General features: G+C 66.4%; 18 protein-coding genes and 1 pseudogene. 11 read left to right on the top strand and 8 right to left on the bottom strand.

All coding sequences use genetic code 11. The annotated features are described in order from the left end of the window. Positions 1-105 precede the first annotated feature (105 nt). Positions 106-981, bottom strand: a complete 876-nt coding sequence (locus tag ACQP1G_RS00660; protein WP_433197312.1) for an NAD(P)H-binding protein — start codon at positions 979-981, stop codon at positions 106-108. Between the two features lie 101 nt (positions 982-1,082). On the opposite strand from ACQP1G_RS00660, the gene ACQP1G_RS00655 reads away from it, so the two are divergent. After that, a complete protein-coding gene (locus ACQP1G_RS00655; protein ID WP_433209486.1) occupies positions 1,083-1,877 on the top strand; it encodes a helix-turn-helix domain-containing protein in 795 nt (264 codons plus the stop codon). 114 nt (positions 1,878-1,991) lie between these two features. On the opposite strand, the gene ACQP1G_RS00650 is transcribed toward ACQP1G_RS00655, so the two are convergent. Both ACQP1G_RS00650 and ACQP1G_RS00645 read right to left on the bottom strand, forming a co-directional pair. Continuing rightward, positions 1,992-2,738, bottom strand: a complete 747-nt coding sequence (locus ACQP1G_RS00650) for a lysophospholipid acyltransferase family protein (protein ID WP_433197310.1) — start codon at positions 2,736-2,738, stop codon at positions 1,992-1,994. Between the two features lie 7 nt (positions 2,739-2,745). Further along, positions 2,746-3,498 (bottom strand): lysophospholipid acyltransferase family protein, encoded by a 753-nt coding sequence (locus tag ACQP1G_RS00645; RefSeq protein ID WP_433197308.1) that lies wholly within the window; start codon positions 3,496-3,498, stop codon positions 2,746-2,748. A 109-nt stretch (positions 3,499-3,607) separates the two neighbouring features. Here ACQP1G_RS00645 and ACQP1G_RS00640 point away from each other — a divergent pair, with 109 nt between their 5' ends. Together ACQP1G_RS00640 and ACQP1G_RS00635 are read left to right on the top strand one after the other, a co-directional pair. Continuing rightward, positions 3,608-4,513, top strand: coding sequence for a hypothetical protein (locus tag ACQP1G_RS00640; protein ID WP_433197306.1), 906 nt, complete (start codon positions 3,608-3,610; stop codon positions 4,511-4,513). 42 nt (positions 4,514-4,555) lie between these two features. Next, positions 4,556-6,097 (top strand): Rieske 2Fe-2S domain-containing protein, encoded by a 1,542-nt coding sequence (locus tag ACQP1G_RS00635; RefSeq protein ID WP_433197304.1) that lies wholly within the window; start codon positions 4,556-4,558, stop codon positions 6,095-6,097. A 131-nt stretch (positions 6,098-6,228) separates the two neighbouring features. Here the strand turns inward: ACQP1G_RS00635 and ACQP1G_RS00630 are convergent, their stop codons facing one another. The 5 genes from ACQP1G_RS00630 to serS all read right to left on the bottom strand — a co-directional run bounded on the left by ACQP1G_RS00630 (position 6,229) and on the right by serS (position 13,972). Next, the gene (locus ACQP1G_RS00630; RefSeq protein WP_433197302.1) at positions 6,229-7,182 is read right to left on the bottom strand and encodes a DMT family transporter; all 954 of its coding nucleotides are present in this window, start codon (positions 7,180-7,182) and stop codon (positions 6,229-6,231) included. A 161-nt stretch (positions 7,183-7,343) separates the two neighbouring features. Beyond that, positions 7,344-8,597, bottom strand: coding sequence for an oxygenase MpaB family protein (locus ACQP1G_RS00625; protein WP_433197300.1), 1,254 nt, complete (start codon positions 8,595-8,597; stop codon positions 7,344-7,346). 629 nt (positions 8,598-9,226) lie between these two features. Next, entirely contained in the window at positions 9,227-10,603 is a 1,377-nt protein-coding gene (locus tag ACQP1G_RS00620) for an MFS transporter (protein ID WP_433197298.1), read from the bottom strand. Positions 10,604-10,746: 143 nt separating this feature from the next. After that, positions 10,747-12,534, bottom strand: a complete 1,788-nt coding sequence (locus ACQP1G_RS00615; RefSeq protein WP_433197296.1) for a putative bifunctional diguanylate cyclase/phosphodiesterase — start codon at positions 12,532-12,534, stop codon at positions 10,747-10,749. Between the two features lie 175 nt (positions 12,535-12,709). Next, a complete protein-coding gene (gene serS / locus ACQP1G_RS00610; protein WP_433197294.1) occupies positions 12,710-13,972 on the bottom strand; it encodes a serine--tRNA ligase in 1,263 nt (420 codons plus the stop codon). Between the two features lie 92 nt (positions 13,973-14,064). On the opposite strand from serS, the gene ACQP1G_RS00605 reads away from it, so the two are divergent. The 8 genes and pseudogenes from ACQP1G_RS00605 to ACQP1G_RS00570 all read left to right on the top strand — a co-directional run bounded on the left by ACQP1G_RS00605 (position 14,065) and on the right by ACQP1G_RS00570 (position 20,782). Next, complete coding sequence (locus ACQP1G_RS00605; protein ID WP_433197292.1) at positions 14,065-15,756, top strand: aldehyde dehydrogenase family protein; 1,692 nt, start codon at positions 14,065-14,067, stop codon at positions 15,754-15,756. A 131-nt stretch (positions 15,757-15,887) separates the two neighbouring features. Beyond that, a complete protein-coding gene (locus ACQP1G_RS00600) occupies positions 15,888-16,985 on the top strand; it encodes a septum formation family protein (protein WP_433209483.1) in 1,098 nt (365 codons plus the stop codon). Next, a complete protein-coding gene (locus ACQP1G_RS00595) occupies positions 16,985-17,335 on the top strand; it encodes a metallopeptidase family protein (protein ID WP_433197290.1) in 351 nt (116 codons plus the stop codon). Before ACQP1G_RS00600 ends, ACQP1G_RS00595 begins: the two co-directional genes overlap by 1 nt. A 447-nt stretch (positions 17,336-17,782) precedes the next feature. Then, entirely contained in the window at positions 17,783-17,974 is a 192-nt protein-coding gene (locus tag ACQP1G_RS00590; RefSeq protein ID WP_433197288.1) for a hypothetical protein, read from the top strand. 244 nt (positions 17,975-18,218) lie between these two features. Next, positions 18,219-18,293 (top strand): annotated as a pseudogene (locus ACQP1G_RS00585) (metallopeptidase family protein); the annotation flags it as partial. 157 nt (positions 18,294-18,450) lie between these two features. Beyond that, positions 18,451-18,768 (top strand): PE family protein, encoded by a 318-nt coding sequence (locus ACQP1G_RS00580; protein ID WP_433197286.1) that lies wholly within the window; start codon positions 18,451-18,453, stop codon positions 18,766-18,768. A gap of 32 nt (positions 18,769-18,800) precedes the next feature. Then, positions 18,801-19,955, top strand: coding sequence for a PPE domain-containing protein (locus ACQP1G_RS00575; protein WP_433197284.1), 1,155 nt, complete (start codon positions 18,801-18,803; stop codon positions 19,953-19,955). Further along, entirely contained in the window at positions 19,952-20,782 is an 831-nt protein-coding gene (locus ACQP1G_RS00570; protein WP_433197282.1) for an ESX secretion-associated protein EspG, read from the top strand. The genes ACQP1G_RS00575 and ACQP1G_RS00570 overlap by 4 nt, the downstream gene beginning before the upstream one ends. The last annotated feature ends 224 nt before the right edge of the window (positions 20,783-21,006 follow it).

Here is a 21,006-nt window from a genome sequence, read left to right as displayed (position 1 = left end):
GGACCGCATCGTTGTGCGTCCAAAACTGTAGTCGCACACTGGGCCCAAATGAAAATCGGGCATTCCGGGCAGGCGGCTCGGATGCTGCGACGCGGACGTGGTTGGTCAGCGAATGCGCTGGTCGGCGGGCGTTGAGAGGAAGGCCGCTGCGTGGTCGGTGGCCCATTCGGCGTAGGTGCGGGGTGGGCGGCCCAGGATTTGGCGGACGTCGTCGGTGACGACGGCGTTGCCGCCAGCGCGAACGTAGGCCTGGCCGGCCAGTGCGCCGTCGACGAATTCTGGGGACATACCTGCCGCGGTCATGTGTTCGCGCGCAATGTCTTCCGGCACATCGACCACGTCGAGCGGATGGCCGAGGACGGTTGCCAGTGCGGCGGCCTGGTCCGCGGTGGTGAGCAGTTCGGGGCCGGTGAGGGTGTAGACGCGGCCCGCATGGCCGGCAGTCGTCGTGGCCTCGACGGCGACCGCGGCGACATCGCGTTGGTCGATGACGCCCTGGCTACCGGTACCGGTCAGATTCGGCACGGGCTGACCGGACCGGATGGCATCGGCCCAGCTCAGCGTGTTGGAGGCGAAGCTGGACGGCCGCAGAACGGTCCACTCGAGACCGCTCGCTCTGACCGCCTCCTCGCCGGGCATGTGCCACGTGCCGACTCGGCCGAGTCCGGGTTCGCCGGTGCCGATGGCGGAAAGCTTGACGATACGGCGGACGCCGACCTCGCGGGCCACGCCGACGAGCGCACTGTCGGTCTCGGCGTATTCAGGGCCGAGGACACCAACGAGGAAGGCCGCCGCCGCGCCGGACATCGCTGCGGCCATCGACTCGAGGTCGTGGTAGTCGCCCCGGACCACCTCCACTCCGGCGGGCATCTGCGCCCGGTCCGGATTCCGGGTCACCGCGCGGACCTGCTCACCGCGGGCGGCCAGTTGACGGACGATTTCACTGCCGATGGTGCCCGTGGCACCGGTGATAACGATCATGCGGAAAGCCTGCCGCCGGACCACCCGGATCTATAGGAAATTTCGGCACGGCTTCGGGCGCTGTATCCGGCCGTGAGCTGCTTACAGTGGGTCGAGTGACCATGCTGCCCGCCGATCTCATCGAGTCGACGGTGCCCGCACCCGAATCGGTACGTCCGTGGATCACCGAATTCGGCGCCATCCCGACCGGCACGGATATGTCCGTGCCGTTCACGCATGTACCGCACGCTGGGACAACGATCGTGCTGCGCCCGCGCGACGACCGCCGCGACGCACTCGTCGTCGGGCCGCAGACCCGCGCCGCGTACACGGCCGCGGACAAACCCGCCGGATGCACCCGCTTGCGCCTAGCCCCCGGCGCCACCCGTCAACTGCTCGGTGTGCCAGCCGCCGACCTCGCCGATCGCGTCGTTCGCCTCGCCGACCTCCCCGGCGTCGCCGCCGATCTGGCGCACGAACTCGCGTCGTTGCCGACGCAGGATGTCCTGCCGTTCTTGGAAGACACTCTCCCGCAACGCATTTCCGAAGATCCGACCCAGCGGGCGCATCGCGAACTACTCCGTGACGCCGTCGCCGCCATCGCCACGGCCCCAACGGTGCACGGACTCGCCGCCGACCTCGCGGTCAGCGAACGCCAACTCCGGAACCTCTTCTCCACCGGAATCGGCGTCTCCCCCAAACATTTCGCTCGTATCGGCCGCGTTCGCCGGATTCTCACCAATGCGGGTAACACCCCATGGTCCCAATTGGCCACCGCCACCGGCTACTACGACCAATCCCACATGACCTCGGACTTTCGCACCCTGATGGGCGTTCCGCCAGCATCTTTCATCCGAGGCGACCTCCCCGCCGCCACGCCCTGCCAGGCATCGACGCTTCAGCTCGATCGTCGTTGATGTCCGCGTTCGCCGCAGGTGGCTCACCCGCAATCGGTTCCACGTCGACGATCACTGCATCGACGCAGCGGCACGGCCCGATGCGCGAGTCGATATCGGCAAACCTGCTCGGGTTCAACCGGTTCGACGTTGGGCGCGGCGGCGGGCCATCTCCTCCCGCTCGAGTACGGCGGCCTCGGCGAGGGTCGGTGCGGTACCGCCGAGGCGAGCGGGTACCCACGGCTCGCCCGCAGGCATCGGGTAGTTCGCCCGAGCTTCCTCGAGCAGTTCGCTCATTCGAGCGCGGAGTTCGGCGGTCAGATCGTCGCCCGGTTCGGCGGGCGGAATCGGATCACCGATGCGGATATTGATCGGAAAACGGTGGCGGCCCAGTCGCTTCGGGAAACCCTTGGTCCAGATGCGGTGCGCACCCCAGATGACGACGGGAATGATCGGGACGTCCGCGTCGATTGCCATGCGAGTGGCGCCGGACTTGAATTCCTTTAGTTCGAAGCTTCGACTGATCGTCGCTTCGGGGTAGACCACCACTAGTTCGCCGTGACGCAGCGCCTCGACCGCGCGACGGTAGGACGCCGCGCCCGCGGTGCGATCGACGCCGATTGCCTTGCAGTGCTTCATGAGAAAGCCCACGATGCCGTGCTCGAGTTCGGCCTTCATCATGAAGCGGACATTGCGCCGCGACTTGCGCCCGACCAGCCCGACCTCCATGAAGTCGAGGTAGGCGGTGTGATTCACGGCGAGGACGGCACCGCCTGTCCGCGGGATCCGGTCCTGTCCGGCGATATCTACGCGCAGCCCCTGCACCGCGAAGACAGTGCGGACCAGGCCGGTGAGAATGTCATAGACCGGTTCCCGCGACATAGTTCCCCTACAACGAATCCTCGGCCGCCCGCCGCGCCGCCTTTTCCTCGGCTTCGGCGGCATCCATCGCATCGGCTGCCTCGAGGGTGGGCGCACTGCCGCCCAAACGTGCCGGCACCCAATAGGCACCGGGTTCGTGCACGTAATCCTGCTGCAGATCCAGCAGCATCGCCTGCATGGTGCTGTGCAGTTGAGCGGTCAGCTCGGCGGCGGGCTCATAGGGCTGAATCGGTTCGCCCACCGCGATGGAGATCGGTGTATTGGTGCGGCCCAGACGCTTCGGGAAGCCCTTGGTCCACACCCGTTGGGCGCCCCAGATGACGATCGGGATGATCGGCACCTCCGCCTCGAGCGCCATGCGCGCGGCGCCGGACTTGAAGTCCTTGATCTCGAAGCTGCGACTGATCGTGGCCTCGGGGTAGACGCCGACCAGCTCGCCCTTGCGGAGGTATTCGACCGCCGCCTTGTACGAGTCGGCGCCCGCGGCGCGATCCACCGGAATGTGCTTGAGCGCCCGCATGATCGGACCGGAGATGTTGTTGTCGAACACCTCCTTCTTGGCCATGAAGCGGATGTAGCGCTTCGGCGTGCGCACCGGCAGGCCCGCGTAGGTGAAGTCCATATAGCCGGTGTGGTTGACCGCGATCACGGCACCACCCCGCGCGGGGATGCGTTCAGCGCCCTTGACGGTGAACTTCAGACCTTCGACGAAGAAGACGGTACGGGCCAGGCCGACGATCGTCCGGTAGACGGGTTCCACAATTCCGCTAGCGTAGTCGCAGACTGTCCCATCCGGCAGAGCCGCCGCACCCGCGCGCGCCGGACCCATCGCTCACACCGCTGAACGCCTACGAAAGAGGACCCTCGAAGTGGAACGCGCCCGCCCGATACCGCGTGAACACGACCGGAAGGATCCGCGGGAACGAAGGGCGCTCGCCGCCATCACGGCCGGCCTGGCATTGCTCAGCGCTGTCCTGCTCACCGGCTGCGACTCCGTCTCCGGCATACCGGGTGACGAGCCGGCCCACACACCGGCGCAGACCACGACACCGTCGGCCGCGATGCCCACAACCCCGCGGATAGTCGCGGATGCGCTCGCCGTGCCCGTCGGCGACGTCCCCGGCCTGCCCGGCGCGGCAGCCGTCGCGTCGCGTTTCGGCGCGGTATTGGCGGGCTCGACGCCCACCGAATTGCAGTCCAAGTGCTGGATGATGGCCCCGGGCAATGTGACCGATATGTCCGCCGACAAGAAGGCGATTCTGACCGCCCTCGCACAGCCCGCGACCGCCACGCAGCGCACCGTCACCTGGCAGAACGCGGGCACCACCGTCAGCTTCGACCGCAACGCGATCGAGTCGGGCATCAAGAACTCGACCCAGACCGTCTGCCCGTGGATGGCGCAGGACGGCGCCGACCCGGGACCCAACGAGGCAGACGCCAGGCATACCGTGCGCCGCTATCTGTCCCGTTTCGTCGGCGCCCCGCTCGATCCTTCCGATAAGGAGGGCACTTACCCGCTGGTCTGCAAGGCGAGCCCAGCGAATTGGGATCCCACCGGAACGGGCAGCCCGGCGTCGGCACCGCTGGCCAACAACCCGGGCAGGCTGACCGGACTCACGAAATTCACCGATCAGGAGATCCGCTCGGAACGGCTGCGGGCGGATTACGTCGCGGTCGAGGTCCCCGTCACCAACTCCTCCGGTGTGACGCAGACCCGCACCTTCACCCTGACCGAGGGTTCCGATGGCTACTGCATCGGCGACGTTTCGCCCTAACCACTACCCTAGGTGGCTGGTAACGGTCAGGAGGAGCAGCTCGTGCAGATCACCAGCGTCGGACACGCCGGATTCCACATCCGCACCGCGGCCGGGTCGATCCTTTGCGATCCCTGGGTCAATCCCGCGTACTTCGGTTCGTGGTTCCCCTTTCCGGACAACACCCAGCTGGACTGGGCCGAGCTGGGCAATTGCGACTTCCTGTATGTCTCGCATCTGCACCGCGACCACTTCGACGCGGAGCACCTGGCCGAGCACGTCAACAAGGACGCGACCGTACTGCTGCCGGACTATCCGGTGCCGGATCTCAAACGCGAACTGGAGACGCTCGGCTTCCACAAGTTCTTCGAGACCGCGGATTCGGTCAAGCACCGGGTGAGCGGGCCCGGCGGCGAGATCGACATCATGATCATCGCGTTGCGCGCGCCCGCCGACGGTCCGATCGGTGACTCCGGGCTGGTCGTCTCCGACGGTGAGACCACCTGCTTCAACATGAACGACGCCCGTCCGGTGGATATGGATGTGCTGCACGACGCGTTCGGGCATATCGACATCCACCTGCTGCAGTACTCGGGCGCGATCTGGTACCCGATGGTCTACGACATTCCGAGTCGCACCAAGTCGAACTTCGGTAAGCAGAAGCGTCAGCGCGGCATGGATCGCGCCCGCAGCTATATCGAACAGGTCGGCGCCACCTGGGTCGTCCCCTCGGCCGGTCCGCCGGTTTTCCTCGACGACGAGCTGCGCTACCTCAATGACGATCGCGGCGACGAGGGCAATATCTTCCCGGATCAGATGGTGTTCCTGGAGCAGATGAAGATCCACGGCAACGAGGGCGGGATCCTGATGATCCCGGGTTCGGTCGCCGATGTGCGCGGTGTGGAACTGTCGCTGACCCATCCGTTCGAACCGGGCCTGATCTACGACAACAAGGCCGAATACGTCGAGCTGATGGCCCAGCGCCTCGCGCCGGTGCTCGCGGCCGAAAAGGCCTCCTGGGCAACAACCGATGACGGGCCGCTGTTGGAACCGCTGCAGGCGCTGTTCGAGCCGATCATGAAGCAGAGCGATCTGATCTGCGAAGGGATCGGCTATCCGGTCGGCCTGGTCATCGGCGACGAAACCGTGGTGCTGGACTTCCCAGTGCGCGTGGTGCGCGGGCCGATCGAGGGCGAAGGTAAGTACCGCTACGGTTTCCGGATCGCGCCGGAATTGGTGCGCACCGTACTGCGCGATAACGAGCCGGACTGGGTGAATACCATCTTCCTGTCCACCCGTTTTCAAGCATGGCGCATCGGCGGCTACAACGAATTCCTCTACACCTTCTTCAAATGCCTCACCGATGAGCGGATCGCGTACGCGGACGGTTGGTTCGCCGAGGCACACGATGATTCCGCGTCAACGGAATTGGCGGGCTGGGAAGTTCAGCGCCGCTGCCCGCATCTGAAGGCGGATCTGTCGAAATTCGGTGTGGTCGAAGGAAGCAACCTGACCTGCAATTTGCATGGTTGGCAGTGGGATCTGGATTCCGGTCGATGCAAGACCTCCAAGGGGCACGAACTGCGCAGCCGCAAGCTCGTCTGAGTCGGTACCACAACGCCGGGCCCGCTATGGCGAGGTCGGATTCGCACGCCGTCGCGAGGAAGGTGAGGGCAGAGCCGACCGCTGCACTGCAGGCTCTGCCGGATCTGGCGGAGCCGACGCCTGCAGTGAGGTCAGATTCGCGAGCGCGTCGCGACAACGACCGCGACGAACGTCAGGGCGCAGCCGACTACTGCGGTGTGAGACAGTCCGGCACCGGTCGGCGTGAAGATATCCAAGGTGATCGAGGCCGAGAGCTGGCCTGCGACCGAAGTAAGGCCGAGCAGGAGCACACCGATCCAGCGGACGGTGAGAGCGGCCAGGGCGATGAAGGCGACACCGATGAGGCCGCCGAGGTAGAGCCATGGCTCACTGGGGAATTCGGCGGGCCAGCCGATCCCGGCGAGGATGCAGGCTTCGATGGCGAACAGCGCCACGGTGCCGATGCCGAAATTCACCAGTGTGGCGGAAAAGGGGCCACCGACCGCGCCCACACGACCATTGACCGCCTGCTGCCAGGCCAGACCGATCCCAGCGAGCGCGGGCAGGATGACCAACAGCGCGGTGGGACCGGTGCGCAGCCATTCGGGAACCGCGGCGGAACCGACCGGAGCACCAGAGCGTCCGGCGGCGAGGAGCACCGCCACCATGGCCAATGCGGCGCCGGATACGCGCACGGCAGTCACGGGAGTGCGACCGTTCGGAGCCAAACCGAGCCGGTCCACCACCAAGCTGCTCAGTAACTGGCCGCCGACAGCGGCGACGGTGAAGGCGGTAACACCGATCGCGGCCACGGTAAGTCCTTGGCACGCAACAAAGAACGCGCCGCACAGCCCGCCGAGCAACTGCCACGGCCGCAGCGCACCGCTCGACAGCGCCCCCCGGACCCGCCCCAGCCCAGCACGCAATCGCCGACTGAGACCGAATGCGATCACCAACACCACCAGCCCGAGCCCGAAACTGATACATGCGGCCGCGATCCCATCCTGCAACCGCACCCCCAGCGCACCATTGATCCGGCCCTGCACCGCCACCCCGGCCCCGATGCAGAACCCGAAGGCCAACCCCACCTTCGTCCGCGCCGTCATCCCCGCACCGTACCGCCACCCCAGCCACTCCCAGCTGACCCGCCAAAGTCCGACGCCCCCAATCCAACAGCACGTCCCGCATAACCTGTTGCCGCGTCACAGAGGGTGCAACCTCTGCGAGGCGGCCAGGGGGTTTGCGGGACCTTCAGAACGCCCAGCGGCTAACCGGCGCGCAAGGCGGTGTGGGCGGCCAAGGTGTCGTGGCGGGCGTAGGTGCGGTCGCCGCCGTTGCGGGCGATGGAGCCGTTGACCAGGCGGGCGCGTAGGCGGGCGCCGAGTCTTTCCTGGAAACGGGTGGCACCGGGAATGAGTTGGCGCGGGACCTCGAGGGCGCCGTTGACGACGGCGGTGGCCATGACGGCGCTCTGGAAGAACTTGCTGTTCTCCAGGCCGAGGAAGTCGGAGTTGGTCGGGCCGAGCACGATTCGGCTGTAGGCCACCATATAGCTGGTGATCGCGCGGCGGATGAGGCGCTTGGCGGCGGTTTCGGTGCCGATGAACAGACCGCCCGCCGCGGGAACCAAGGCCTGGGCCAGGCGGCGCGAGTCCTCGTCGGGGATGAATTCGGTATCGGCCAGGATCCAGAAGGCGCGCCAGGTATCGGTCTCGTTGGTCGGCAGGATTTCGGCGTCGATACCGAGCAGGAAGCCGACATAGCGCCAGAGCTGGAAGACGGCGTCCTTCTCCTCGGCCGAGAAGCGCAGGCCGAGTGCCTGTGCGCCAACCAGATTCGCCATCGAGAACAGGCCGAGCGTGCCGACGGTGAGTACCTGGTTCACCGGATGGTCCCAGGCCTGGTGATCCCAGTCCGGGCGGCGATTCATGCCTGCGCGGACCAGTGCGTGCATCAGCCGCACCCGCAGCACACTCTTGTAGCCGACCTGATTGCGTTGCAGCCCGCCGGGAGTCGTGACATCCAGCCACCACTGAGTGGTTTCGGCCAGGCGGCGCGGCGCCATTGCGTCGAGGTCGCCGGTCCCGACCAGGGTCTTGTCCGCGCGCGAGGCCAGGTACCCGCCCATCAACGCGAACATGCCCATGGCTATCCCGCCCCACACGCTGGTACGTTCCACGACCCGGGCACCGCGGTCGATCTTGGTGCGGTCCAACCAGTACGGATCCGCCTCGACCTGCTGGAAGAGCGCGACCAGTTCGGCCGGCGCATCCGGCACCGCATCGATACCGCGCTCGACGGCGATCTCGAACATCCGGCGACCCTCGCCGACCGACAGCCGCTTGAACATTGCGACCACATCATCCGCCAGCGGATCCCCGACCTGCGCGAACCGGCGGAACGAATCCCGCTGCGCCGCGGTGCAGCGCAGATCGCCCGGCGCCAGCACGGGCACCGCGTATCGGAACGGGAACTCCGTGAACAGCGGCGGAGTCGGCAGCAGCTGGTTGTCATGCGTCATTGCATCGCACCCATCGGAAGAGAGGTTCGCACCCGATATCACCAGCGACCTCGAGCGCATTCTGACAAGACGCTCTCACAAATTCGAATATCTGGCAAGGTTCTATGCCAGAATGGAGCGTGATGGCAACTACCTCGCGGTCCTATGGCGGCATACCGATCGAACAGCGCCGCGCCCGTCGCCGCGCGGCACTGCTGGACGCCGCGCTGGAGATCATCGGAACCTCGGGATTCGCCAAACTCACCGTCACCGGCCTGTGCACCCAGGCAAAACTCTCCGAGCGGTACTACTACGAGAGCTTCAGCGACCTCGATACCGTCTTCAGCGAGTTGTTCGACCACATCGTCGACGAGATCGGCCAGGCCGTGGTCACCGCATTTATGACCCCCGCCAGCGATATCCGCGTCAAGACCCGAGCCGCCATCGCCGCGGCCGTCGACCTGATCGCCGACGATCCACGCAAGGCCCGCATCGTCACCGTCGAGGCTCAGCTCAACCCGGCCCTGCTCATGCGCAGGGCCGAGGTGATGCGCTCATTCGCAGGCATCATGATGGCCGTCTGCGCCGAGGAGATCGGCGCCGATATCGTCGAAAGCGTGGGCGAGCAAGCCGAATTCGCCGCCACCCACCTACTCGGCGGCCTGTGGGAAACCACCAACAGCTGGCTGGCGGGCACCCTCCCGATCAGCCGCGACACCCTCGTCGACCGCTCCACCGACCAATTCCTGCTCACCGCAAGCCACCTCATCGGCGTTCCGCTCGACTGACGAACGAGCGACCCGACGGGGCAGCCATGCGGGGGTCGCCAAGGCGATCGGCAGGATCGTCGCACCGAGTAGGGCCAGGGTGGTCGACATCGACAGCCACATCGTCGCGATTGCGGCGAAACCGAAGACGGCCAGCGCGACGACCTCGGCGGCGAGGCCGGATACCGAGGTGACCGTCGCACGCGCGCGGCCTTCGATCGCGTCCTGCAGTCGAGCGCCCGCAACGACACCGGCGTTGTAGACGATGCCGTATGACGCGCCGATCGCCGTAAAACCCACTCCGACAAATACATACACCGAACCGGGCCAACGGACGGCAAGTCCGGCGACCACGGCGCCGCCGACGAACAGCACACCACCGAGCCCGACCGCGATCGCCATGGTGCGCGCCGATATTCCCTCGGTACGCCCGGCCAGCATCGAGCCGACCAGCGATCCGATCACCGTCACACCGACGAGCAGCGGTACCACCGCCGTCGCCACACCGACCTCCTCGCCGAGCAATGCGAAGTACTCATCGAAGGCCGTGATCCCGAACAGCAACGCCCCCAATGCCAGGCCGTTACGCACGGCACGCACCCGGATCGCCTCGCCGACACCGGTTCGCAGCATGCTCAGATATGTCGCGAACGATCTGGATACCGTCTCGGATACGGCACCGCCGTACCCCGCATCTTCTTCCAGATCCTCGACGTCCGCGGCAGACACCGCCTTCGGCGCACTCGGCAAGGTGAGACCGATCAGAGTGTGCACCGCCGCGATCGCCACACTGGACCAGCCGAGCAGCGGATAGCCGCCCCAGATGAACAGCGGGGTCGCGGCGAGAATGGCGATCACGATCGCGGCTTCCGATGCCGCCCTGGCATATCCGATGATGCGCGGATACGCCTGCCGCTCACCTCGGGCGACCAGTTCGTCGTAGAGCAATGCCTCGAAAGTTCCGGACACCAGTGCACCCGAAGTGCCCCACAGGAAGAAGCCGACCGCGAATCCCAGATAGGTGGGCAGTACGGTCCACGATGTGAAACCGGCGGTCAGCAGGACACCGCTCAGCACCAGCAATCCACGCCGCGACACCGTATCGGCCCAGGCACCGGATGGCACCTCGAGCAGGAACGCCGTCGCCGACCAGATCGCCAGCAATGACGAGATCTGCCCGGTATTCAGTCCGTGATCGGCGAACAACACCGCGTACAGCGCATACAGCGGGATCAGATCACCGATGCCCTTGAACAGCACCGCCCGCACCGTGAGCGCACGAAGTCCGATATCGCCCGTCGACCGGACCTGCAGCGACCTACCGAGTCAACAGCCGTAGACAAGCAAACGCATGGTCTCAGCCTGGTCACCCACCCGCACTACGTCAAGCGGTTTTCCGGCACTCAGCCGAGGGGCAGCCACCCGTTGGTGGTGTACAAGTCCCCGTCGCCGAGTTCACGATCGGTGAGCCCGGGCCCGACTCGCCCCTGATGCGCATTCAAGTCGGTGATCAGTTCCGAGACCGGATGCGAATCGCTGTAGTGGTACCCCTGGGCCAGCGCGAAACCGAGTTCGGTCAGCACGGCGGCCTGGTATTCGGTCTCCACGCCCTCGGCGATCACCTGCAGGTCCAATGCGCTGCTCAGGGCGGCGATGACACCGAGCAGCGGCGGTGCGGGCGAGTCCGAGCGGATCGCGGCGACGAAGGACTGGTCGACCTTGAGGATGTCGCTGGGCAGGGTGGCCAGGCGACTCAGCGACGAGTAACCCGTGCCGAAATCATCGATGGCGATGCGCACACCGCGCTCGCGCAGGGTGTGCAGATTGCTGATGGCCGTTTGGGATTCGGCCGCCAGCTCGCTCTCGGTCACCTCGAGCACCAGTTGGTCGGCGGGCCAGCCCGTACTCGCCAGAATCCCCGCGACACGGTCCGCATAACCGGTCTCGGCCAGTTCCAGGCCGCTGACGTTCACGTTCAGCGTCAGATCGAGTTGTGCGAAGGTCTCCTGCAATCGGGCCGCATCCGCGCAGGCCCGGCGCAACACCAACTCGTCCAGGTCGGAGATGAGGTCGTACTCCTCGGCGACGCGGATCAGCCCCTCGGTGGTGACATCCGGCTGCGCACTCGACGACCAGCGCAGCAGCGCCTCCACGCCGACCGCCTTACCGCCGCCCTCGGTAAGGCTGACGATCGGCTGATAGTGCACATCGAGTGCGCCGCGGTCGATGGCTTCGCGCAGTTCCACCGCCAATGGCAGCTGCCGCGACGACTCGAGCACCGTCCGATTGCGCCCCGCCTGCTTGGCCCGATACAGACCGACATCCGCCCGACTCACCAGCAGCGAGCCCGACTCTCCCGGCTGCCACGAGGTGACACCGGCCGAACATCCGGTGGTCACCGACGCCCGCAACTGCTCGGTCAGCAGAATCGCCGCCTGCTCGGTGGTATTCGGCAACAACAGCGCGAAGGCGTCGCCACCATAACGAGCCAGGCGCTGATCCGGCGCCAGCAATTTCGACCAGGTGTCAGCGACCCGCTGCAGCACCGCATCGCCCGCGCGATGGCCGAGGTGATCATTGATCTTCCGGAAGCGGTCGAGGTCGACGAGCACCAGCGCCAGCCCCTGCCCGGTGCGGGTGGCCGTTTCGATCGCGCCGTTCAACGCCCGGTCGAAACCGCGCCGGTTGAGCAGTCCGGTGAGCACATCGATATCGGCCTCGGAGGCCATGCGGGTCAGGATGCCGACCACCACGCCGACCCCGAAAGTCACGCCCGCCGGAATCAACCCGGACCACCACGGCAGTGCGGGGTGTATCGGCCGCATAGGCATCACCCACAGGCACATGGCCATTGCGAAGGCGATGTGCGCGAATGCCTGTGGCCATGCGAAGAACAACGCGGCATCACAGGCCACGAATACATAGAACGAGGCGAGGCTGATCGCGCCGACGGTATTCGGGAACGCGTACACCGCGATGGTCACCAACACCGTCGCGATCGCGACATAGCCATGGTGAATCCCATGCGGCAACCGCGGACCCCAGCCGAGCAGACTGAGTCCGAGCAGCAGCGCCACCGCGGCGGCGGTACCCACCAGCGCTCGATTTCCTTCGCTGCCCGGGGCAATTCCCGTGATCAGCAGGCCGAGCGCGCCCCCCATGACATAGAAGGCCCCGGTGGTCCGGGACATGACCATAGCCGTCGCCAGCGCAGACGCGGCCCGCACCCCGGTTCGGGTATCGCCGCGAGACCCGATTCCTCGCACGGGGAATAGCCTAGACATAACAATTCCTGCCGGTTGCCACATCACGCGAATCCGGCATGGCGAAACCCCTAGCTATATACCTGTTGGCAATGTGTGACGGCTATTTCGGTGGTGTCAGCAACTCGGTGCCGACAAATGGCACCAGCGCCGCGGGCACCCGCACCGAACCGTCGGCCTGCTGATGGTTCTCCAAAATCGCCACGATCCACCGGGTAGTCGCAAGCGTACCGTTCAAAGTGGCTGCGATCTGCGGCTTTCCGTTTTCGTCGCGATAGCGCACGGCGAGGCGGCGGGCCTGGAAGGTGGTGCAGTTCGAGGTCGAGGTGAGCTCGCGGTAGCTCTGCTGGCTGGGCACCCAGCCCTCGCAGTCGAATTTGCGCGCGGCCGAGCTGCCGAGGTCACCCGCGGCCACATCGATGATCCGATAAGGCACCTCGACAGCGGCAAGCATCTCCTGCTCCCACGCCAGTAGACGCTTGTGTTCGGCCGCGGCCTCCTCGGGTGTGGTGAACACGAACATCTCGACCTTGTTGAACTGGTGCACTCGGATGATGCCGCGGGTGTCCTTGCCGTAGCTGCCCGCCTCCCTGCGGAAACACGACGACCAGCCCGCATACCGCTTCGGACCGTTGCTCAGGTCCAGGATCTCGCCCGAGTGGTAGCCCGCCAGCGGCACCTCCGAAGTGCCGACGAGGTAGAGGTCGTCCTCTTCGACGCGATAGACCTCGGCCGAGTGCTGACCGAGGAAGCCGGTACCAGCCATCACCTCAGGACGCACCAGCACGGGCGGAATCATCATGGTGAAGCCGTTCGCGACCGCCTTCTGCGTGGCCAGCTGCAACAAACCGAGCTCGAGCAGCGCACCGTATCCGGTGAGGAAGTCGAAGCGGGCGCCCGACACTTTGGCGCCGCGCTCCATATCGATCAGGCCGAGCGATTCGCCGAGTTCCAGGTGGTCCTTCGGCTCGAAATCGAATTCCGTTGGCGTGCCGATGGTCTCGAGCACGATGTAATCGTCCTCGCCGCCCGCGGGCGCACCCTCCTGGACCACATTCGAGATGGCACGGTGCGCGGTGTCCATATCGGCGTCGGCGGCGTGCTGCGCGACCTCGGCCTCCTTGACCTTCGCCGACATCTCCTGCGCCTGTTCCAGCAGGATGGACCGCTCCTGCGGCTTCGCCTTGCCGATCAACTTGCCCATCGCCTTGTGCTCGGCGCGCAGGTTGTCGGCGGTGGCCACCGCCGCACGGCGCGCCGCGTCCGCCTCGAGCAGGGCGTCGACGAGGGCGGGGTCTTCGCCGCGGGCGCGCTGCGAGGCGCGGACCGCGTCGGGGTCGTCCCGCAGGAATCGGAGGTCGATCATGGGTGACCAGCCTAATGGTCGCGGTATTGCTGTTTCACGCCGATATCCCAGGATGCGGACCGTCCGGGGGTATACGCGCGCATAGTTGGCTTGTGGGCACAACTTTCGACGAAACCGCTATTGATAACGCAGTGGCCGATCTGGTCGCGGGTGAGAAGACGTGGGCGCATACCCCGCTGCGGCGCCGCCGCGAACTTCTCGACGAAATCCACACACGCACCGGCCGCTTCTCGCACGAGTGGGTGCGGGCCGCGCGCACCATAAAAGGGCTGGATCCGGACTCGCCGCTGGTCGGCGAGGAGTGGATGTCGGGTCCGATGACGCTGCTGCAGGCCACGGCCGCGCTGTCGGCCACGCTATCGGCGCTGGAGCAGGGGCACAGTCCGCTCGACGAGGTCGCGCTGGCCGAGGCGCCCGGCGAGCGGGTCGCGGTGCCGATTCTGCCGCTCGATCTCTACGACCGGCTGCTGCTCAGCGGCTTCCATGGCGAAGTGTGGTTGCGCCCCGGCGTCGACGCCGATACCGCGCGCAGGCGCGCCGGACTCGCCCAGCTCGATCCGACCGCGACCGGGGGCGTCGGCGCGGTCCTCGGCGCGGGCAACATCACCTCCATACCGCCACTGGACGTGCTGTACGAGCTCTACGCCCACAACCGGGTGGTGGCGCTCAAACTGAATCCGATCACCGACCCGCTGTACACGGTGTACGAAATGGTCTTCGCACCGCTGGTCGAACTCGGTGTGCTGCGCGTACTGACCGGCGGGCCCGAAGCGGGCGGGTACCTGGTGCACCACCCCGATATCGCACATGTCCACATGACCGGCAGCATGCGCACCCACGATGCGATCGTCTGGGGCCCGGACGGCAAGGCGCAGGGGCGGCCGCTGTTGGACAAGCCGATCACCAGCGAACTCGGCGGTGTCTCGCCGACAATCGTGGTGCCGGGCGAATGGGACGACGCCGACCTGCGCTTCCAAGCCGAACACGTCGCGACCCAGCGGCTGCACAACGGCGGCTACAACTGCGTCGCCACCCAGGCGGTGGTGGTCAGCTCGGATTGGCCGCAGAAAGACAGGTTCCTGGCCGAGTTGCGGGGCGCGATCGAACGGGCGCCGCAGCGCCGGGCCTACTACCCGGGCAGCGACGATCGGGTCGCCGCGGCGCTGGATTCGTATCCGGACGCCGAGCGGCTCGGGCCGGATCGCGGGCGTGTCCTCGTCGAGAATCTGCCGCCGACCGAAACGCCGCTGCTGCGTACCGAGTACTTCTCACCGGTGCTCGGCGTGGTCGAACTGCCCCACACCGGCGGCGAGTTCCTGCGGCATGCCGTCGATTTTGCCAACGACGAGATGATCGGGACGCTCGGCGTCAACGTGATCGCGCACCCGACCACCATCAAGCGGCTCGGCATCGCCTTCGACCGCGCCATCGAGCGGCTGCGCTACGGGGCCGTCGCGATCAATGCGTGGACCGCACTGGCCTTCTTGGCACCGCGCGCCTCCTGGGGCGCCTATCCCGGCCACACACTCGATGACGTGCAGAGCGGAATCGGCGTGGTGCACAACGCTTTTCTGCTCGACGATGTGGAACGCACGGTGGTGCGCGGGCCGTTCCGACCGTCGCCGCGGTCGCTGCTGCGTGGAGAGATGGCGCTGTCTCCGAAGCCGCCGTGGTTCGTCAGCAATGCCACCGCGGCCACAACGGGGCGCAAACTCACGGAGTTCTACGCGACCGCCAATCCGGCGCGGTTGCCGGGTTTGTTCTTGTCCGCGTTCCGCGGATGACGCGCCTCGCATAGGCACGACCGGGGCGGGTCAGATCGATTCGACCAGGTCGTGGCACTAGAGATCAGACGCTGACATGATGGACCGCGATGTCTGCTGATGATCTGACCCAGGACCCGCGGGAATCCGAGCTGCCCTCGGGCGAGTCGTCGCGCGCGGAATCATTCCCACAGTCGGTGATCATCGACCGTGACGCGGTCGCCGACGGCAAACTGCATCTGTCCGCACCGAAACTGCGCTGGGTCCTCCTCGCCGCGGCCGCGGGCGCGGTCATTATCTCGCTGGTCGGGCTGTTCATCACCGGCTACGACAATGAGAAGGGCCTGGAGGCGCACACCCCCGGCTCGCCCGGCGAGACCGCGCTGGACAAGCAGTTCGGCACCGCGTCCAAGGGCGATTGCCTCAGCTGGAGCAAACAGGATCGCGGTGATCTGGTGAAGGTCGCCTGTTCGAACAAGCATCTGTTCGAGGTCGCGGCCGATGTCGATATGGCCAAATATCCCGGCGTGGAATTCGGTCCCGGCTCGCGCTTCCCGGACTCGCTGCGGCTGACCGAACTCAAGGAAGAGCACTGCACCCCGGCGGTGGCGCAGTATCTGAGCGGCAAGTTCGATCCGCGCGGCCGCTATGTCGTCGGCCTGATGTACCCGAGCCCCGACGGCTGGAAGCACGGCGACCGGATGCTGCGCTGCGGACTCCAGTTCTCCGGCAGCACCGGCACCCCGCTGCCGACCACCGGCAGCGCCGCCGAACACGACCAGTCGAAGGTCTTCGAACCCGGCACCTGCCTCGGCATCAACCAGAATCTGCCCACCGATCCGGTGGACTGCGCGCAGGCGCACGCCGTCGAAATCATCTCCACCGTGGACCTCGGCCAGCACTTTTCCGGCGGCCCGCCCGGCAAGGACGAGCAGGACAAGTTCATGGAGGACGAATGTGGACGCGCGGCAAACGATTACCTCGGCTCACCCGACGCGGTGCGCAATAAGACGCTGACGCTGTTCTTCGACTACCTCGACGCCCGCAGCTGGATGGCGGGCAGCCGCAAGCTGGATTGCATGATCGGCAAGGGCACCGACCGGGAGGGCTTCGCGCCGATCACCGGCTCGGCGAAGGGCGACATCCTGATCAACGGCCAGGCGCCGGTCCCGCCGCCGAACTCCGGGCGCTCCACGCCGGCACCGCTTCCCGGTGCCGCGCCGCTGCCACCGCAGCCGCAACCGCGCTGATGTCGGTGACCATGTCCGCGGACCGGTTCGAGGAGCTGGTCGGCGATGCGCTCGATCTCATCCCGCCGGAGTTGGCCCGCGCCATCGACAATGTGGTCGTGCTGATCGAACCGCGCAATACGGAGGATCCACATCTGCTCGGCCTGTATCACGGGATCGCGCTGACCGAGCGCGACAGTCAATACGGCGGGTCGCTACCCGACACCGTGACCATCTATCGCGAGGCGATTTTGGACATCTGCGGCGATGAGCACGAGGTCGTCCAAGAGGTCGCGATCACGGTGATCCATGAGATTGCACACTATTTCGGCATTGACGAAGAGCGCCTGCATCAGCTGGGGTGGGGCTGAACTTTGCCGCGGGTCTCGCGACGCCTCCGGCCGGAGACGAATAGACGCTGGCCGCGATGTGCCATCGCTTCCAGATGTTCGACGGCCGTGAGTGCGGGAGTGGGTTCGGCTGAAACGCGAGCCCATGTCGTTGCGGCGTAACGCCGCCGCTCGCGTCGACTCGGCTGGATTCCGAGATCCGCTCGAAGACGCGCGGGCCGGTCGATGTCGAGGTCGGCGTGGTTGCCGAAATCATCCGCGTGAATACGGAATTCGTCGTCGCCGAACTAGAACCCAAGGCCGGGTACACGGCCCCCGCTGCGCGCCTGGTTCGCGGCGAATCTGGCACTGCTGGACGAGTATCCGAAACATCAGCAGGCGCTGGCCGGCATCGTCGCCAATGCCCGTTCCGACGATCCGCAGGCGTTCGGTCTGGTCGAGCGGCACCTCGAACTCACTCGCGCCCAGGTGCAGTGGCTGCGAGAAGGACAGCGGGCCGGGGCATTTCGTGACTTCGATCCCGCCATCATGGTGATGGCCATCCAAGGTGCGCGGGAGATGGCCGTTGCCCGCACCGCCGCCGACCCCGACTTCGATGCCCCTGCCTGCGCACGCGAACTGGCAGACATCTTCGACCACGCCACCCGCAGTCGATCATGATCACGACCGGACCACTTCGGCTACGACCGCACAGGGTTCACCGCTCAGGGATGCGGCCGTGACGACCACGACCGACCCGACGCCGACACCACCGCATGCGACGAGCTACGTCTCAGCCAGTCGGCCGGCACAGGTAGCGCGCAGTGAAGCCAGCTGAGCGCGCGAGATGATCTGCGGCCCGGTCGTATACGTCTCTGGTAGAGGCGCGTCCCCTGACCTCGATCGAAGTACCACGACGTCGCCGGTCACCGTCATCCATGAGATCTCTCACTACTTCGGCATTGACGAAGACCGGTTGCATGAGTTGGGATGGGGCTAGTCTTTACCCAGCTGTGTGGGACCGGAAACAGTTGGGACAGACCGGGAAAGAAATTTGGGGATTCGATGGAACCGATCGCATGGCTGTCGCGTCCTATCACTCGTAGGGGGAATTCTCGTGGTTCCGCCCAGTTGTCGCCACTAGAAGGAGCCGAGTCATGGTTGGCCTTGTAAACATCTCACCCGAAGCCGTCCTGCTCGCAGCAGCGGAGCTGGATCTGCTCGCCGAACGGCTCACCGCCGTACAAGCTCTGAGCGCTCCGGCAACCCATGTCGTCCCCTCCGGTATCGACGAGGTGTCACTGTTGGCCGCGCAGCACTTCAACAAGGCGGCGATCACCCACGACCAGTCGGTGGGCCAGCTCGTACTGGAGCTGCATCACGCCGCCGCGACGCTGCGCAGTCAGCTCGCCACACACATCGGCGAAGACATCGTGAAGGCCGGCGTCATGGGCGCCCAAGCCTCGACCATCTGATCTGCGATCACGGATTAAGGGGAGTTACTGAAATGACCGCAGGTGTAACCGGGGTGTTCTGGCTGCCCCGCCTGGCAGAAGCAAATTCCATCGCCCTCAATGCCGGTGCGCACGGCATTCCGATCTCGGCCGCCGCCACCGCGTGGGGCGGGCTCACCGCGGCGTGGGTGGACGCCACCGCGACTGTCGCCAGGGTGATGGCCGAACTCGGCGTCGGCATGCAGGGTGTCACCGGTCTCGCCGTGCTGGGCAGACTCGGCGGCATCACCGTATGGGCCGAACAGCAGAGCGTTATGGCGGCCACCATGGGCGCGAAGGCGGCGGCGAACGCGACCGCGTACACCGTCGCGTCGATCGCCATGCCCAGCATTCCGGAGATCGCCGCCGTGGATGCCGCGCGGGTCGCCGCGCACTCCACCGGTGGTGTGTTGAACGGCAGCTCCGAGGTCGCCGAGGCCGCCAAGGCGGCGCTGGACCTGCGGGCCGCGCTGACCATGGAGACCTACGAGGCGGCGACCAGTGCGATGGTCGTAACGCCCGGCGAATTCATCAACCCGCCGCCGATCGCCAACGGCGCGGGCACCGCGGACTCCGGCCAATCATCGGATGCCGCGTTCGGCGGCGACCCGGTGCAGGGTGCGCTCGCCGCGGCCAGCGCATTCGTGCAGAACCCAGCAGTGGTGAGCGCAGCGACCCAGGCGGCGAACGTCGCGGGCGGGGTGCTCTCCGGCGGTGTCACCACGGCCGGAAATATCGGCGCGAGCGCGATCTCGGCCGTCACCAGTGCGGCGGCGCCGTCCGCGGCCACTACGGTGGCGCCGATGGCCGCGATGGGAATCGGCGGTGTGGCCAGCGCCGCCACCGCGACCCGTTCCGCATCGTCGGTGCCGGGCGCCACGCTCAACAACGGCTCGCTCAAGATCCCCGAGGGCTGGGGTGCGAGCGCGACCAACGGTGGCAAGCCTGCCGCGGCGGCGACCGAGAACATCTCGGTGCGGCTCGATAGTGCTCCGGTGCGCAGCGCGTCGACATCGAGCAGCCCGCTGATGGGTCACGGCACTCACTCGGATGAGGACGACGAGTCCGAGCACAAGACCCCTGATTACCTGGTCGCCGATCACTTCGCCGACGGCCGGTACACCACCGACGGAGTCATCGGTGCCGACGCCTCCGGGACGGCTAAGTGACGGTGCTGGGTGCGGGCCGCGGCCCGTCGATGCTCGCGTCGGTCGTGCTGTCACTCGACGAGATGCAGTATGTCCTCGAGACACTGGAGATCGACGAGCTCCCCATCGTGCTGCAAGCGATGGGGAGCTATGACAATGTGACCGATCACGATGCGGCGATGGCCGTGGCCGCCCAGTCACTCACCGATCGGGATCTCCTGATCGATGGTGCCGTCCACCACGAACTCGAAGACCGTCTGCGTGCGCTGTACCGACCCCACTGGGTGGTCGCGGTGCGGCTGATCGTCGAGGGTCAGGTGAGTCGCATGTGCCTTGCGAAGGGCGACGACCTGGTGGCCGTTGCCCTTCGCGGGCCGCACTCCTACGTTATCGACCAAGTCGAAGAGGATCTGCCCGGTCCGATCCTCGCGGCACTCGGCCCCGCCGAACCGCTCGAGCTGACCGGTATGAACGCCCCCACCGAACAATTCGTCCCGATCTTCGACGATGCGGGCGATGCTGCGGCAACGGCGGCCCGCCTCGCCAAGGTCGGCAACCCCCCGCGAGACGCCCAGGTCCTGGCCTCGGCCATGGTGCAGATCCACTCGCAGATCGAAATCGTCGGCGTCATCTACGGCGACGGCACCAAGGACTACGCCGAGAACCACATCGCCGTATTCAATACCCGCGGTGGACGATTCATCGCCACCGCGAGCGTATCCGACGACGGCACCAAATGGACGTCGCTGAGCAGCGGAACCACTGCCCGCCTGCGAACCGCGTTGCAGGACTTGATCAATTCGCTGCCAGAGCGCGAGGAGTTTCCAAGAAATCCGAAGTTGTCCTGAGGTGGGATCGGCCGGGTGAGCGTTGGTCACCCGGCAGGTCAGCGGATCAGGCACCGAACGGCCGTCGACCTCTGGCAGACACTTGCTGATGGTGACCGCGTCTCGGATCCATGAGCACGTCGAGGGCACCTGCTCGGGTCATAGGGACCGGCGGGAACATAGCGCCCCGGCAGAAGTCAGGCCGATGGGGCGGGCACCGGCCGGGGTTGGCCGCACGGGTGAGA

This window comes from Nocardia sp. CA-107356, from assembly GCF_050946365.1.
GTDB lineage: Bacteria > Actinomycetota > Actinomycetes > Mycobacteriales > Mycobacteriaceae > Nocardia.
The sequence above is the reverse complement of the archived record's forward strand: the minus strand, read 5'-3'. Positions and strand labels throughout refer to the sequence as shown.